We start from the raw sequence: 12,226 nt of genomic DNA, 5'->3' as shown, positions 1-12,226 counted from the left end.
CCGGGTGGAAGGGGCCCCTGCCGTACGGGTGACCGTCAGGCCGCGCCGAGAACGTCCACGACGAAGACGAGCGTGTCGGTGCCCTTGATGCCGCCCTGCGCGTTGCCCTCCTTGCCGTAGCCGAGGTCCGGCGGGATCGTCAGCAGGACGCGGCTGCCGACCGGGACGCCGGTCAGGCCCTGCGCCCAGCCCTTGACGACCTGGTTGAGGGCGAACGTCGCGGGCTGGCCCCGCTCCCAGCTGGAGTCGAACTGCTTGTCGGTGCCCCAGATCTTGCCGACGTAGTGGGCGAGGACCGTCTGATCGGCCTTCACCTCCGGGCCGCCGCCCTTGATGACGGTCTTGACGACCAGCTTCTTGGGCGCCTTCTCGGTGGTCTTGGTGGTCAGCGTCGGCGCCTTGTCGCCACCGGGGTTCTCCAGCTTCACCCCGTCGACGCCGGGGTCGACGGCGGCGCCCTGGACCGACTTCAGCGCGGCCGACACCACGTCGATGACGAGCACCTGCGACGTCGTGTCGAAGTCCTGGCCCTGCTGCTTGGCCTGCTCGACCTGCTCCGGGCTCAGGTTGTCCTTGGCGACGACGGCCATGACCCGGCCGCCCGGCTTGGCGCCGACCAGCGCCTCGTGCAGCGCCTTGGGCAGCTGCGGGCTGACCGACACGAACTCCGCCCTGCCCTGGTCGTAGTCGGACCCGGCCGCCTTGTTCTCCTTGCCGTCCCAGTTGTAGACGGTGACGTTGGCGGTGAGGACGTCGCCGTCCTTGGCCGGGGTGCCCTGGCCCTCGATGACCTTGACGGAGGCGGAGGTGAGCGAGGGCTTGCCCGCCGGGAAGGTCAGGGTGGGCTTCTTGCCGGCCTCTCCCGTCACCTTGATGGCCGAGGCGGCGGCCTGGCCACTGGAGGTGGGGCTCGCACTGGACGCGCTCTTCTGCGCGGTGCCGCAGGCGGCGGCGAGCAAAAGGGGCAGGGCGGCGACGAGTGCCGTACGACGGCGCATATGGGATTCCTCAAACAGACAGCGGGTCCGGGCCAGGCTACCCGAACCCGCCGTCAGAGCGGTGTAAGAGATCACATGCCAGCGATGAGCTTCTCGACTCGCTCGTCCACGCTGCGGAACGGATCCTTGCACAGCACCGTCCGCTGGGCCTGGTCGTTGAGCTTCAGGTGGACCCAGTCGACGGTGAAGTCGCGCCGCTTCTCCTGGGCCTTGCGGATGAACTCTCCGCGCAGCTTGGCCCGTGTGGTCTGCGGCGGAACCGACTTGGCCTCGAAGATGCGGACGTCGTCGGCCACCCTCTCGACCGCCCCGCGCTTCTGCAGGAGATAGAACAGCCCGCGCTTGCGGTGGACGTCGTGATAGGCGAGATCCAGTTGCGCGACACGCGGCGACGACAGCGGAAGGTCGTACTTCTGTCTGTAACGTTCAATCATCTGATATTTGGTGACCCAGTCGATCTCGCGCGAGACGAGGTCGAGGTCGCCCGTGTCGACCGCCCGGAGCGTGCGCTCCCACAGCTCCAGCACCCGCTTGGCGATGGCGTCCCCACCACGCCTGTCGACGAAGTCCTGCGCCTTGGTCAGGTATTCCTGCTGGATCTCCAGCGACGACGCCTCACGGCCGTTGGCCAGGCGCACCCTGCGCCTGCCCGTCATGTCGTGGGACACCTCCCGGATCGCCCTGATCGGGTTCTCCAGGGACAGGTCGCGCATCACCACACCGGCCTCGATCATGCGCAGCACCAGGTCGGTGGCGCCGACCTTGAGCAGCATCGTGGTCTCGCTCATGTTCGAGTCGCCCACGATGACGTGCAGCCGGCGGAACCGCTCGGCGTCCGCGTGCGGCTCGTCACGGGTGTTGATGATCGGCCGGGACCGGGTGGTCGCCGAGGAGACGCCCTCCCAGATGTGCTCGGCCCGCTGGGACACGCAGTAGACGGCTCCGCGCGGCGTCTGCAGCACCTTGCCCGCACCGCAGATGATCTGCCGCGTCACCAGATAAGGGATCAGGACGTCGGCCAGCCGCCCGAACTCCCCGTGCCGGCCCACGAGGTAGTTCTCGTGGCAGCCGTATGAGTTGCCGGCCGAGTCGGTGTTGTTCTTGAACAGGTAGATGTCGCCCGCGATGCCTTCCTCGCGGAGCCGCTTCTCGGCGTCCACGAGGAGGCCCTCCAGGATCCGCTCCCCCGCCTTGTCGTGCGTGACCAGCTCCACGACGTTGTCGCATTCAGGGGTGGCGTACTCGGGATGGCTGCCCACGTCCAGGTAGAGACGTGCGCCGTTGCGCAGGAATACGTTGCTCGATCGGCCCCAGGACACCACTCGCCGGAACAGGTACCGCGCCACCTCGTCCGGCGACAGCCTCCGCTGCCCGCGGAACGTGCAGGTGACGCCGTACTCGTTCTCCAGCCCGAATATGCGTCGATCCATCACCTCACACTATTCCCATAAACCGGCGGCCGAACAGTGATCAGGCGGGGGAATGCCGAGAAGAAGGACTCAGGCGGCGTAGATCTCCGTCACCTTGACGATCTGCCCGCCCTTGACGGTGATGAGCGCCCGCAGGTCGCCCTTGTCGGCCCGCAGCACCAGCTTGTCCCGGGAGCAGCGCTCGGTGCCCAGGTAGTCGCCGTCGATGGTCTGGTCCTTGCCGTCGCAGCCGACAGCGCTGAGGAAGACGACGCCGGCGGCGATCGGCGCGGCGAAGGCCGTCACGTCGCCCTCCGGCGGTCCCTCGAAGTGGCCGGTCGTGCTGCCGCCGTACTCCTTCACGAACTTGATGGGGCGATACTCCGCCACGTTCTCGTCGTGCATGGCCACGAGCTGACCGCGTACGACACCGTCGCTGCTGGGGCTGAGCCCCTTGGTGAAGTCGTGATCGGGATCCGACTGGATGGTCCCGCCGAAGGGGGCCGGCGTCTTGTCCGTGATCGGCGGCCCGGCCTTGACCGGCTTGCGCGTCGGCGCGGTCGTCGCCGGGTCGGTGGGCGTGTCGTCCGCCGGGGCCTCGGAGGCGGCCGGGTCGGCGGACGGTTCCGCGGGCGACGCCGGGGCCGTCACCGTCACGGTGGCGGTCACGGTGGGCGAGGCCGAGGTGCCGGAGGCCGAGGAGCACGCGGTCAGCGACAGGAGGGTGACGGCGACGGCCGGAACGGCTCCTCGCCGAAAGAGATCAAAAGTCGTCATAACGGCACGAGACTAGCGAAGTCAAGGTTCGGCCGAGCCGAAACGCCCGACCCGGCGCACCCGGGACACCCGCCCTCGGGTGCCCGGCCCAGAGCGACCGAGCCTCCTCGGCGAGCCGGAGGCCGGGACCGGCGTGCCCAGGCCGAACTGTCCGGCCCGAGCACCCGAACCGGCACGCCTGAGCTGAAGTGCCCGGCCCCCACCGCCCGACCCGAAGTGGCTGAACCGGGGTGCCCGAACTGGAGTGCCCGAACTGGAGTGCCCGAGTGGTCCCATGACACGGCGGCGCCGCGCCCCCAGGGCGCGGCGCCGCGGCCGTACGGACGGAAGGTGGGGACTACTCGCCGGAGCCCGTGTCGATGTCGCCCTCGGGGGCGATCGGCGGGGCGGTGTCGGGAGCCTGCTCGCCCTGTGCCTGCTCGCCGCCGCCCTGCTCCGCCTGGTCCTCGGCGGCGGGCTGCGCGCTCTCCTGGCTCTCCTTGGCGGCCTCCAGGAGCTTCTCCAGGCGGGGCCCGGTCAGGCGCAGGAACTTGCGGTGCTCCCTGCTCCGGTCGAGGACGGCGACCTCGATCTGGGTCGCAGGGGGACGTTCGCCGCCCGGCTCGGTCAGGGCGGCCAGCGCGGCGTCGAGGGCCTGCGGCAGCGGCAGCCCCTCGCTGTAGCGCTCCTTCAGGCGGCCTCCGACGGAGTCGGCCTGGCCGCCGATCACGGCCATGCCCTGCTCGTCGAAGACGGAGCCGTCGAAGGTGATCCGGTAGATCTGGTCGTCTTCGGGCGCCTCGCCGACCTCCGCGACGACGATCTCCACCTCGAACGACTTGATCGACTCGGTGAAGATCATGCCGAGCTGCTGGGCGTACAGGTTCGCGAGGCCGCGGCCGGTGACGTCGGTGCGGTTGAACGTGTAGCCGTTGATGTCCGCGTAGCGGATGCCCGCCAGGCGGAGCGACTCGAACTCGTTGTAGCGCCCCACCGCGGCGAAGCCGATGCGGTCGTAGATCTCACTGATCTTGTGCAGGGCCTTGGACGGGTTGGGCGCCACGAACAGGATGCCGTCGGCGTACTGCATCACGACCACGCTGCGACCGCGAGCGATGCCCTTGCGGGCATACTCCGCCCTGTCCCGCATGATCTGCTCGGGCGAGGCATATCCTCCGAAGGGGATGGACACCGGGGGTGATCCTCTCTTGGGTTAGCGCAGCGGCGCGATCGGGCCTTCGGGGGCGGTCATCCGCCTCTCCAGCATGGACTCCACGAACTCGGCGACCTCGTCGTCCGGGAGACGGCGGAAGCCGTCCGCGGTGATGACGGCCACGACCGGCCAGATCTTCCGCATCACGTCGGGGCCGCCGGTCGCCGAGTCGTCGTCGGCGGCGTCATACAGGGCGTGCAGGCAGGCCAGGACCGTGTCCTGCGGGCTGGCGTTCTCCCGGTAGAGCTTCTTGAGCGACCCCCGGGCGAAGATCGAACCCGAGCCGATCGAGTGGAACTCCTTCTGCTCGTACGGCCCGCCGCCCACGTCGTAGCTGAAGATCCGCCCGGCGTCGCGGGCGGGGTCGTACGCCGCGAAGAGCGGCACGACCACGAGGCCCTGCATGGCCATGGGCAGGTTCCCGCGGATCATGGTGGCCAGGCGGTGCGCCTTGCCCTCGGTCGACAACGAGCGGCCTTCGGTCTTCTCGTAGTGCTCCAGCTCGACGCGGTAGAGCCTGGCCAGCTCCAGGCCGGTGCTGGCGGTGCCCGCGATGCCCATGCAGGAGTAGTCGTCTGTGCGGAACACCTTCTCGATGTCCCGCTGCGAGATGATGTTCCCGGAGGTCGCACGCCTGTCGCCCGCCATCACCACGCCGCCGGCGCAGGTCGCCGCGACGATGGTGGTCGCGTGCGGGATCTCGTCGCCCACCGGCGCCGCCAGCGACTCGTTGCGGGCGGGCAGCAGGTTCGGCGCGTGCACGCCTAGGAACTCCGAGAACGACGACGATCCCGTATATGTGAAGAGGCTGTTCATCCAGGCTGGCTGAGATGCCACGCGACTCCCTCCAAGCGTGCGTTGTTACGCCCGACCATACTCAGGTCTCAGCATTGGTTGCACTCTTCCCGATCAGCTCAGCGCGAACCAGACATCCCACAAGAGGCCGGGCGCGCGTCCCTTACTCGTTCACCAAACCGTTTCTTTACGTGTTGGTAATCGCGTGCGAGGGTCGATTTGTCCGTACATCAGGACTTACGGGGAGGTCGATCATGAGACCTGCACTCGCGGTGGCGGCGGTGGCCCTGCTGACCCTGGGCGCCTGCGGCACCGGCTCCGGCGATGACGGCGGCTCCGCGGGCGAGGGCGTCACCCTGACCATCACCTCCAACTCGATCTCCGGCGGCAAGAACGCCGAGACCGCCGACTGGACGGCCGAGTGGGTCATCCCCCGGTTCGAGGCCGCGCAGAAGGCCAAGGGCCGCGACGTCCGTGTGGTGTTCCAGCCGAGCGGCGTGGACGACGAGCAGTACAAGACCAAGATCGCCCTCGACCTCAAGTCGCGGGCGGGCGCCGACGTCATCGACCTCGACGGCATCTGGGTGGGCGAGTTCGCCCAGGCCGGGTACATCAAGCCGCTCGCCGAGGTCGCCGGTCCCGAGGCGGACTCCTGGGAGGGCTGGAGCCGCATCCCGCAGGCCGTGCAGGGCCTCGGCACGTTCGAGGGCAAGAGGTACGGCCTGCCGCAGGGCACCGACGGGCGGGTGCTGTTCTACAACAAGGCCCTGTTCCGGAAGGCCGGCCTGCCCGACCCCTGGCGGCCGCGGAGCTGGCAGGAGATCCTCGACGCCGGCGCGGCGCTCAAGAAGGCAGGCGTCCCCGTCCCGATCCAGATCAACGCGGGCACCGCCATGGGCGAGGCGACGACCATGCAGGGCGCGCTGCCGCTGCTGGCGGGCGCGGGGGCGGAGATCTACGCCGACGGCAAGTGGACCGGCGCCTCCCGGGCGCTCAAGGACGTGCTCGGCTTCTACCGGCGGGTCTACTCCGGCGGCCTCGGCGACCCCAGGCTGCAGCAGGAGGCGCGCGGGCGGGACAAGTCGTTCGCCCAGTTCGCCGAGGGCAGGATCGCGATCCTGGCGGAGGGCGACTACTTCTGGCGGTCGGTCATCGAGCCCAAGGCCGGGGTCGCCCCGATGAAGGACCGCGACTCGGTCGTCGGCTACGCCCTGATCCCCGCCCAGCGTCCCGGCGCCGGCATCCGGGGCCAGGACTTCGTCAGCATGTCGGGCGGCGCCGTACGGGTGCTCAACCCCAACGCGAAGAACCCGAAGCTGGCCTGGGAACTGCTGTCGTTCATGCACTCGGCCGAGGCCACCACGTCGCAGCTCGCCGGGGCCGCCCGGATCACGTCGCGCACGGACGTGAACGACGCGGTGCTGGGGGCCGACCCGATGCTGAAGTTCGTCTCCGACGAGGTGCTGCCCCTCACGGCGTACCGGCCGCCGCTGGCCGTCTACCCGCAGGTGTCGGTCGCCCTGCAGGAGGCCACGGCCGCGGTCGTGTCGGGCACGAGCGTGGACGAGGCGGCCGCCGCCTACCAGCGCAAGGTCGAGTCCCTCGTCGGCGGCCCCGCCAATGTCGCGAGCTGAGCCCGGCACGCCGGGCCGCCGGCCCGGACCGGGGAGACGCGCGGGAACGAGGCGGCCAAGCGGCGGCGAGGGGGTGACATGGCGCGCCTCCGGCACGACCTGGCGGAAGTGAGCGCCCCGATGGTGAGCGGGAAGCACAGCCTGGGGTTCGTGGTGCCGGCGCTGGTGCTGATCGGGGTGTTCCTGGTCTTCCCCGCGCTGTGGACCGTCTATCTGGGCCTCACCGACTATCGGCTCACGGGCCTGGCGGCGGCCGATCCGCAGGTGGTGGGGGCGGCCAACTACGCCGAGGCGCTGGGCGACGAGCGGTTCCGCACGTCGCTGTGGCTCACCGTGCAGTTCGTGCTCGGCTCGGCCGTGCTCGGGCAGGCGGTGCTCGGGTTCGCGATCGCGTGGGTGCTGCGCGACCGGCGCGGGCCGCTGAAGAGCGTCACCGAGGGGCTGGTGCTGCTGGCGTGGATCCTGCCGTCGTCGGTCGTCGCGTTCCTGTGGATCGCGCTGCTCGACCGCGACGGCGGCACGCTGAACGCGATCCTGCGCACGCCCGGCTTCGCCTGGCTGCTCGACCACCCCATGATGTCGATCATCGTGTTCAACGTCTGGCGCGGCACGGCGTTCTCGATGATGCTGTACGGCGCCGCCCTGGAGAACGTGCCGCCGTCGCGCCTGGAGACCGCCAGGCTCGCGGGGGCCTCGACGCTCCAGCAGCTCAGGGACGTGGTCTTCCCGCACATCAAGGGCCATGTGCTGACGAACCTGCTGCTGATCACACTGTGGACGTTCAACGACTTCACGGCCTTCCAGCTCACCGCCGGAGGCCCCGAGGGGCGGTCGGAGATCCTGCCCGTCTACATCTACAACGTCGCGATGAGCGGCGGCAGGCTCGGCTTCGGCGCGGCGGTGTCCTTCCTGGTCCTCGTGGTCAACCTGGTGCTGGCGTTCGCCTACCTGCGCCTGCTGCGGTCCCGGGGGGAGGTGCGGCCGTCGTGACGCCGGTGCGCCACGCGCTGGGGACCATCGGGCGGGCCGTGTTCCTCGCCCTGGTGCTGGGCTTCTTCGCGCTGCCGCTGCTGTGGCTCGCATCGGCGCCGTTCGACGCACACCCGACGATCACGACATCGGTGCCGGAGTTCACGCTGGCGAACTTCCGGGCACTGCTGGACAACCCGTACGCGCTGGGCTCGCTGCGCAACTCGCTGATCCAGGCGTGCGGCAGCGCGGCCCTGGTCGTGACGCTGGCCGCGCTGGCGGCGTACGCGCTGTCGCGGGCGCGGGTGCCCGGCCGCGACGCGCTGCTCTACGTGCTGCTGCTCCTGTCGTCGGTGGTGACCGGGACGGCGGCGATGGTGCCGCTGTTCGAGCTGGCGACCCGGCTGAACCTGATCGACACCCACCTCGGCGTCGTGCTCACGCTGTCGGGCGGCCTGCTGCCCGCCGCGATCTTCATCCTGAAGGACTTCATGGACGCCACGCCCACGTCGTACGAGGAGTCGGCGCGGGTGTTCGGCGCGTCGGCGGGGCAGGTGCTGCGGCACGTCGTGATCCCGCTGGTGCGGCCCGGCCTCGCGACGATCACGGTCTGGACGGTCGCCAACGTCTGGGGCAGCTTCCTGCAGCCGTTCATCCTGCTGCGCGACCCGGACAAGGCCCCCGGCGCGGTCATCCTCTACACGCTCTACACCGAGGGCGGAGCGCCGCGCCTCGACGTGATCTCGGCGTTCTCGCTGCTCTACTCGCTGCCGGTGGTGGTGATGTACGTGTTCGTCAGCCGGAGGTACGGCTTCCGCTTCCACGGAGGGATCAAGCGTTGATCGCGTTGCGCGGCCTGACCAAGGAGTTTCCCGGCGGGGTGCGGGCGATCGACGCGCTCGACCTGGAGATCGGCGACGGCGAGTTCTTCGCGCTGCTCGGCCCGTCGGGCTGCGGCAAGACGACGCTGCTGCGGACGATCGCCGGCCTCGAGACCCCCACCTCGGGGCGGATCGAGATCGGCGGCGTCGACGTGACGGGGTCGCCGCCCGGACGGCGGGACGTCGCGATGGTCTTCCAGGACTACGCGCTGTTCCCGCACATGGACGTGACCGCCAACATCGCCTATCCGCTGCGGATCAACAAGGTCCCGCGAGCCGAGCGCGTGGCGAAGGCGGCCGAGACGGCGTCCCGGCTCAGCCTGTCGGAACTGCTGGACCGCAGGCCCGCCCAGTTGTCCGGCGGCCAGCAGCAGCGGGTGGCGCTCGCCCGCGCGGTCGCCTGCCGTCCGAAGGCGTTCCTGTTCGACGAGCCGCTGTCGAACCTGGACGCGCGGCTGCGCCTGGAGGCCCGCACGTTCCTCAAGCGCCTGCAACGCGAGCTGGGGGTGACCACGGTCTTCGTCACGCACGACCAGAGCGAGGCGCTCGCGCTGGCCGACCGCATCGCCGTCATGTCGGCCGGGCGGATCAGCCAGCTCGGCACGCCGTCCGAGGTGTTCCGGCGGCCGGCCACCACGTTCGTGGCCTCCTTCATCGGGTCCACGCCGATGAACCTGCTGCCCGGCGTCGCGGAGGACGGCGTGCTGCGGGTGGGCGAGGCCGAGCTCCCCCTGCCGGACGGTGTCCCCGACGGCGAGATCCTGTACGGCCTGCGGCCCGAATACGCCGAACTGACCACCCGGGAGCCCGGGGAGAAGGGGGCGTTCCGGGGGAAGGTGGCGGTGGTGGAGAACCTCGGCACGGCCCATCTCGTCACGCTGGAGTGCACCGGCCATCTGCTGCAGGTGGTGGTCCCCGAGGGCGCCGAACCCCCGCCGGGGGCGGCCGCCTGGGCGGTGCCCCGCCCCGGCCGGGCGCTGCTCTACCGCGACGACGCCCTGGTGGGTGACGCGTGACGACCAGGGCCGCGATCAACGGGACGTGGACGCTGGACGACCGGCTGGCCGGGCCGGTGGCTGAGGTGCCGGTCGAGGTGCGGCCCGGCACGGCCGCCCTCACGGTGCGCCTGTCCTACGACCGGTCGGCCGGCGTGCTCGACCTCGGCTGCGCCGGGCCCGCCGGGTTTCGCGGCTGGTCGGGCGGCGCGCGTTCCGAATACACCATCACCCCCTCCTGGGCCACCCCCGGCTATCTGCCCGGCGAGATCGAGCCGGGGGTGTGGCGGGTGCTCGTCGGGCTGCACCGGGTGCCCCTCGGCGGCCTGCCGTACGAGATCCGGGTGATCAGGCACGTGCGGCCACCCGCGCGGCCGCGCCGGCGCCGCGCCCGCTTCTCCCGCGTGCCGGGGCCCGTCCCGCCCGAGCCCGCCGCCGTACGGCGCCGCCTGCCGTCGCCGCCCGGATACCGCTGGCTCGCCGGGGACCTGCACGCGCACACAGACCACTCGGACGGCGCGCTGAGCGTCTTCGAGCTGGCCTGCGTGGCGTCCGCGGCCGGGCTGGACTTCCTCGCGGTGACCGACCACAACACCGTCAGTCACCACATGGAGCTGGCCGCGGCCGCGGCGCCGGCCGGTGTCGTGCTCGTGCCGGGGCAGGAGGTGACCACCGATCTCGGGCACGCGAACGCGCTCGGGGACGTCGGCTGGATCGACTTCCGGCAGCCACCTGACGAGTGGGCGAAGGCCGTGCGCGACCGGGGCGGGGTGCTGTCGGTCAACCACCCGGTGGCGGCCGACTGCGCCTGGCGGCACCCGATGACCGACCGGCCACGGGTCGTCGAGCTGTGGCACTGGAGCTGGTGGGACCGCACCTGGGGCGCGCCGCTGGCCTGGGCGCAGGCGTGGGCGGGCGATCCGGGCGGAGACCCGGCCGGCGACCTCGTGGTGGTCGGCGGCGGCGACTACCACCGGCCCGAGGAGGGTCACCCTCCCGGCGCGCCGACCACCTGGGTGCTCGCCGAGGGCGACGGGCGCGGCCCGGAGGCGGCCGGAGCGATCGTGCGGGCCGTGGCGGAGGGCCGGACGGCGGTGTCGGTCTCCCCCGGCGCGCCGCTGCTGCTGCGGCTGGAGGACGAGTTCCTCGCCGTGGACGCCGACGGCCTGGTGCTGTGGGGGCCGCGGACCCGGCGGATGGTGCGGGGGGACCTCGTCCTCCTGCCCGCCGACCCCGGGGTGCACCGGCTGGAGACGCCCGCCAACGAGGTGGTCGCCGTCTGCACATGACGGGGGTTGCGCCCCGCCGCCGATGGGGAGGTGCAGGTCAGGTCGCCGAGCGGAGGAGGGTGAGGACGTGGAGACGGTGAAGGTGGGAATCGCCGGTCTGGGCGTCGCCGCGCAGGTCGTCTACCTGCCCCTGCTGGCACGGCGGCGCGACCTGTTCCGGGTCGCGGCCGTGTGCGACCTCGACCGCGGGCACGCGGAGACGATCGGCAGGGAGGCGGGCGTCCCGGCGTACGACGACCCGCTGGCGATGCTCGACAGGGGCGGGTTCGACGCGCTGATCGTGCTCACCCCCGGCTCCCACGGGCTGCTGGTGCGGGCCGCCCTCGAACGCGGCCTGTGGGTGCTGTGCGAGAAGCCCCTCGCCTACAGCCGGGCCGAGCTGAGCGGCTTTTCCGGCGAACGGCTGATGGCCGGTTACATGAAGCAGTACGACCCCGCCTCCCAGCGGCTGCTCGAAGCGCTGCACGAGGCCGGCGGGCCGCAGGTCGTCCGCCACCTGGACGCCACCGTGCTGCACCCGTCGGAGGAGTCGCAGCTGCTGTTCGCCCGGGTGCGGCCCGGCCATCCCGCGCCCGAACGGCTGGCCCCCTACGCGGAGGCCGACGAGCGGGCGCTGACCGCCGCGCTCGGCACCTCGTCGGAGCGGCTGCGGCGGCTGTACGCCGAGGTGCTGCTCAGCAGCGTGTGCCATGAACTGTCGCTCATGCGGCTGTTCACCGGCTCACCCGACGCGGTGGACCACGTGGCCGTGTGGCCGGTGGAGGCGTTCCCGCCGTCCCTGGAGGTGAGCGGCACGCTCGGCGGCGAATGCTCCGGCAGGTACGGCATCCGGTGGCACTACCTGCCGAGCTACCCCGCCTACCACGAGACCATGGCGCTGCACCACGAGCACGGGTCGATGGAGCTGCGCTTCCCTTCTCCGTACCTGCTGAACACGCCCACCCGGCTGACCATCACCTGCCGGGTCGGCACCACCGAGCGGACGGTCGTCAACGAGGACGTCGCCGAGGCCTTCGAACGCCAGCTGCGCGCCTTCTACCGCTTCGTCACCCTGGAGGAACCGCCGCTCACCGGACTCGACGGCGCTTTGGAAGATATCGTCACGGCGCAGCGGATCGTGCACCGGTACGCGCGGTGGGCGGGCATCCCCATCGGCGGGGAGTGCGCCCAGGAGGTCACCGGCGCCCCGCGGGAGGCGACCGCCGGGGCCGTCAGCAGCGACGCCGAGGAGGGCGGGAGTGGAGCCAGCGGTCACGCCAAGGCGAGCCTCAGCAGATAGCGACAGGA

General features: G+C 71.2%; 11 protein-coding genes. 6 read left to right on the top strand and 5 right to left on the bottom strand.

The genetic code is table 11. The annotated features are described in order from the left end of the window. Positions 1–35 precede the first annotated feature (35 nt). The 5 genes from FLV34_RS05610 to prcB form a co-directional block, all read right to left on the bottom strand. Positions 36–998 (bottom strand): FKBP-type peptidyl-prolyl cis-trans isomerase, encoded by a 963-nt coding sequence (locus FLV34_RS05610; protein WP_142647346.1) that lies wholly within the window; start codon positions 996–998, stop codon positions 36–38. A 71-nt stretch (positions 999–1,069) separates the two neighbouring features. Then, positions 1,070–2,428 carry a Pup--protein ligase gene (gene pafA / locus FLV34_RS05605; RefSeq protein ID WP_030507137.1) on the bottom strand — a complete coding sequence of 453 codons (1,359 nt, stop codon included), beginning with the start codon at positions 2,426–2,428 and terminating at the stop codon, positions 1,070–1,072. Between the two features lie 69 nt (positions 2,429–2,497). Continuing rightward, positions 2,498–3,184, bottom strand: a complete 687-nt coding sequence (locus FLV34_RS05600) for a hypothetical protein (RefSeq protein WP_147942523.1) — start codon at positions 3,182–3,184, stop codon at positions 2,498–2,500. Positions 3,185–3,521: 337 nt separating this feature from the next. After that, positions 3,522–4,355 (bottom strand): proteasome subunit alpha, encoded by an 834-nt coding sequence (gene prcA, locus FLV34_RS05595; RefSeq protein WP_185948964.1) that lies wholly within the window; start codon positions 4,353–4,355, stop codon positions 3,522–3,524. A gap of 21 nt (positions 4,356–4,376) precedes the next feature. Then, positions 4,377–5,192 (bottom strand): proteasome subunit beta, encoded by an 816-nt coding sequence (prcB, locus tag FLV34_RS05590; RefSeq protein ID WP_142647491.1) that lies wholly within the window; start codon positions 5,190–5,192, stop codon positions 4,377–4,379. A gap of 233 nt (positions 5,193–5,425) precedes the next feature. Here prcB and FLV34_RS05585 point away from each other — a divergent pair, with 233 nt between their 5' ends. The 6 genes from FLV34_RS05585 (at position 5,426) to FLV34_RS05560 (ending at position 12,218) form a co-directional block, all read left to right on the top strand. Continuing rightward, positions 5,426–6,805: an extracellular solute-binding protein gene (locus FLV34_RS05585; RefSeq protein WP_147942522.1), complete on the top strand. Its 1,380-nt coding sequence runs from the start codon at positions 5,426–5,428 to the stop codon at positions 6,803–6,805. A gap of 78 nt (positions 6,806–6,883) precedes the next feature. Then, a complete protein-coding gene (locus FLV34_RS05580; RefSeq protein WP_147942521.1) occupies positions 6,884–7,795 on the top strand; it encodes a carbohydrate ABC transporter permease in 912 nt (303 codons plus the stop codon). Then, positions 7,792–8,616 carry a carbohydrate ABC transporter permease gene (locus FLV34_RS05575; protein ID WP_147942520.1) on the top strand — a complete coding sequence of 275 codons (825 nt, stop codon included), beginning with the start codon at positions 7,792–7,794 and terminating at the stop codon, positions 8,614–8,616. Before FLV34_RS05580 ends, FLV34_RS05575 begins: the two co-directional genes overlap by 4 nt. Further along, the gene (locus tag FLV34_RS05570) at positions 8,613–9,671 is read left to right on the top strand and encodes an ABC transporter ATP-binding protein (protein ID WP_147942519.1); all 1,059 of its coding nucleotides are present in this window, start codon (positions 8,613–8,615) and stop codon (positions 9,669–9,671) included. Before FLV34_RS05575 ends, FLV34_RS05570 begins: the two co-directional genes overlap by 4 nt. Then, on the top strand, positions 9,668–10,939 hold the full coding sequence (locus FLV34_RS05565) for a CehA/McbA family metallohydrolase (protein WP_147942518.1): 1,272 nt from the start codon (positions 9,668–9,670) through the stop codon (positions 10,937–10,939). Before FLV34_RS05570 ends, FLV34_RS05565 begins: the two co-directional genes overlap by 4 nt. Before the next feature lie 67 nt (positions 10,940–11,006). Beyond that, positions 11,007–12,218, top strand: a complete 1,212-nt coding sequence (locus tag FLV34_RS05560; protein WP_261985667.1) for a Gfo/Idh/MocA family protein — start codon at positions 11,007–11,009, stop codon at positions 12,216–12,218. Positions 12,219–12,226: the final 8 nt, after the last annotated feature.

The sequence above is a fragment of the Microbispora sp. CSR-4 genome, assembly GCF_008033685.1.
Lineage (GTDB): Bacteria > Actinomycetota > Actinomycetes > Streptosporangiales > Streptosporangiaceae > Microbispora.
The sequence above is the reverse complement of the archived record's forward strand: the minus strand, read 5'-3'. Positions and strand labels throughout refer to the sequence as shown.

Coding starts and splice junctions, on each gene's coding strand:
- FLV34_RS05600 (WP_147942523.1), bottom strand. CDS start 3,184: ATGACGACTTTTGATCTCTTTCGGCGAGGAGCCGTTCCGGCCGTCGCC.
- pafA (WP_030507137.1), bottom strand. CDS start 2,428: ATGGATCGACGCATATTCGGGCTGGAGAACGAGTACGGCGTCACCTGC.
- prcB (WP_142647491.1), bottom strand. CDS start 5,192: ATGAACAGCCTCTTCACATATACGGGATCGTCGTCGTTCTCGGAGTTC.
- FLV34_RS05585 (WP_147942522.1), top strand. CDS start 5,426: ATGAGACCTGCACTCGCGGTGGCGGCGGTGGCCCTGCTGACCCTGGGC.
- FLV34_RS05580 (WP_147942521.1), top strand. CDS start 6,884: ATGGCGCGCCTCCGGCACGACCTGGCGGAAGTGAGCGCCCCGATGGTG.
- FLV34_RS05610 (WP_142647346.1), bottom strand. CDS start 998: ATGCGCCGTCGTACGGCACTCGTCGCCGCCCTGCCCCTTTTGCTCGCC.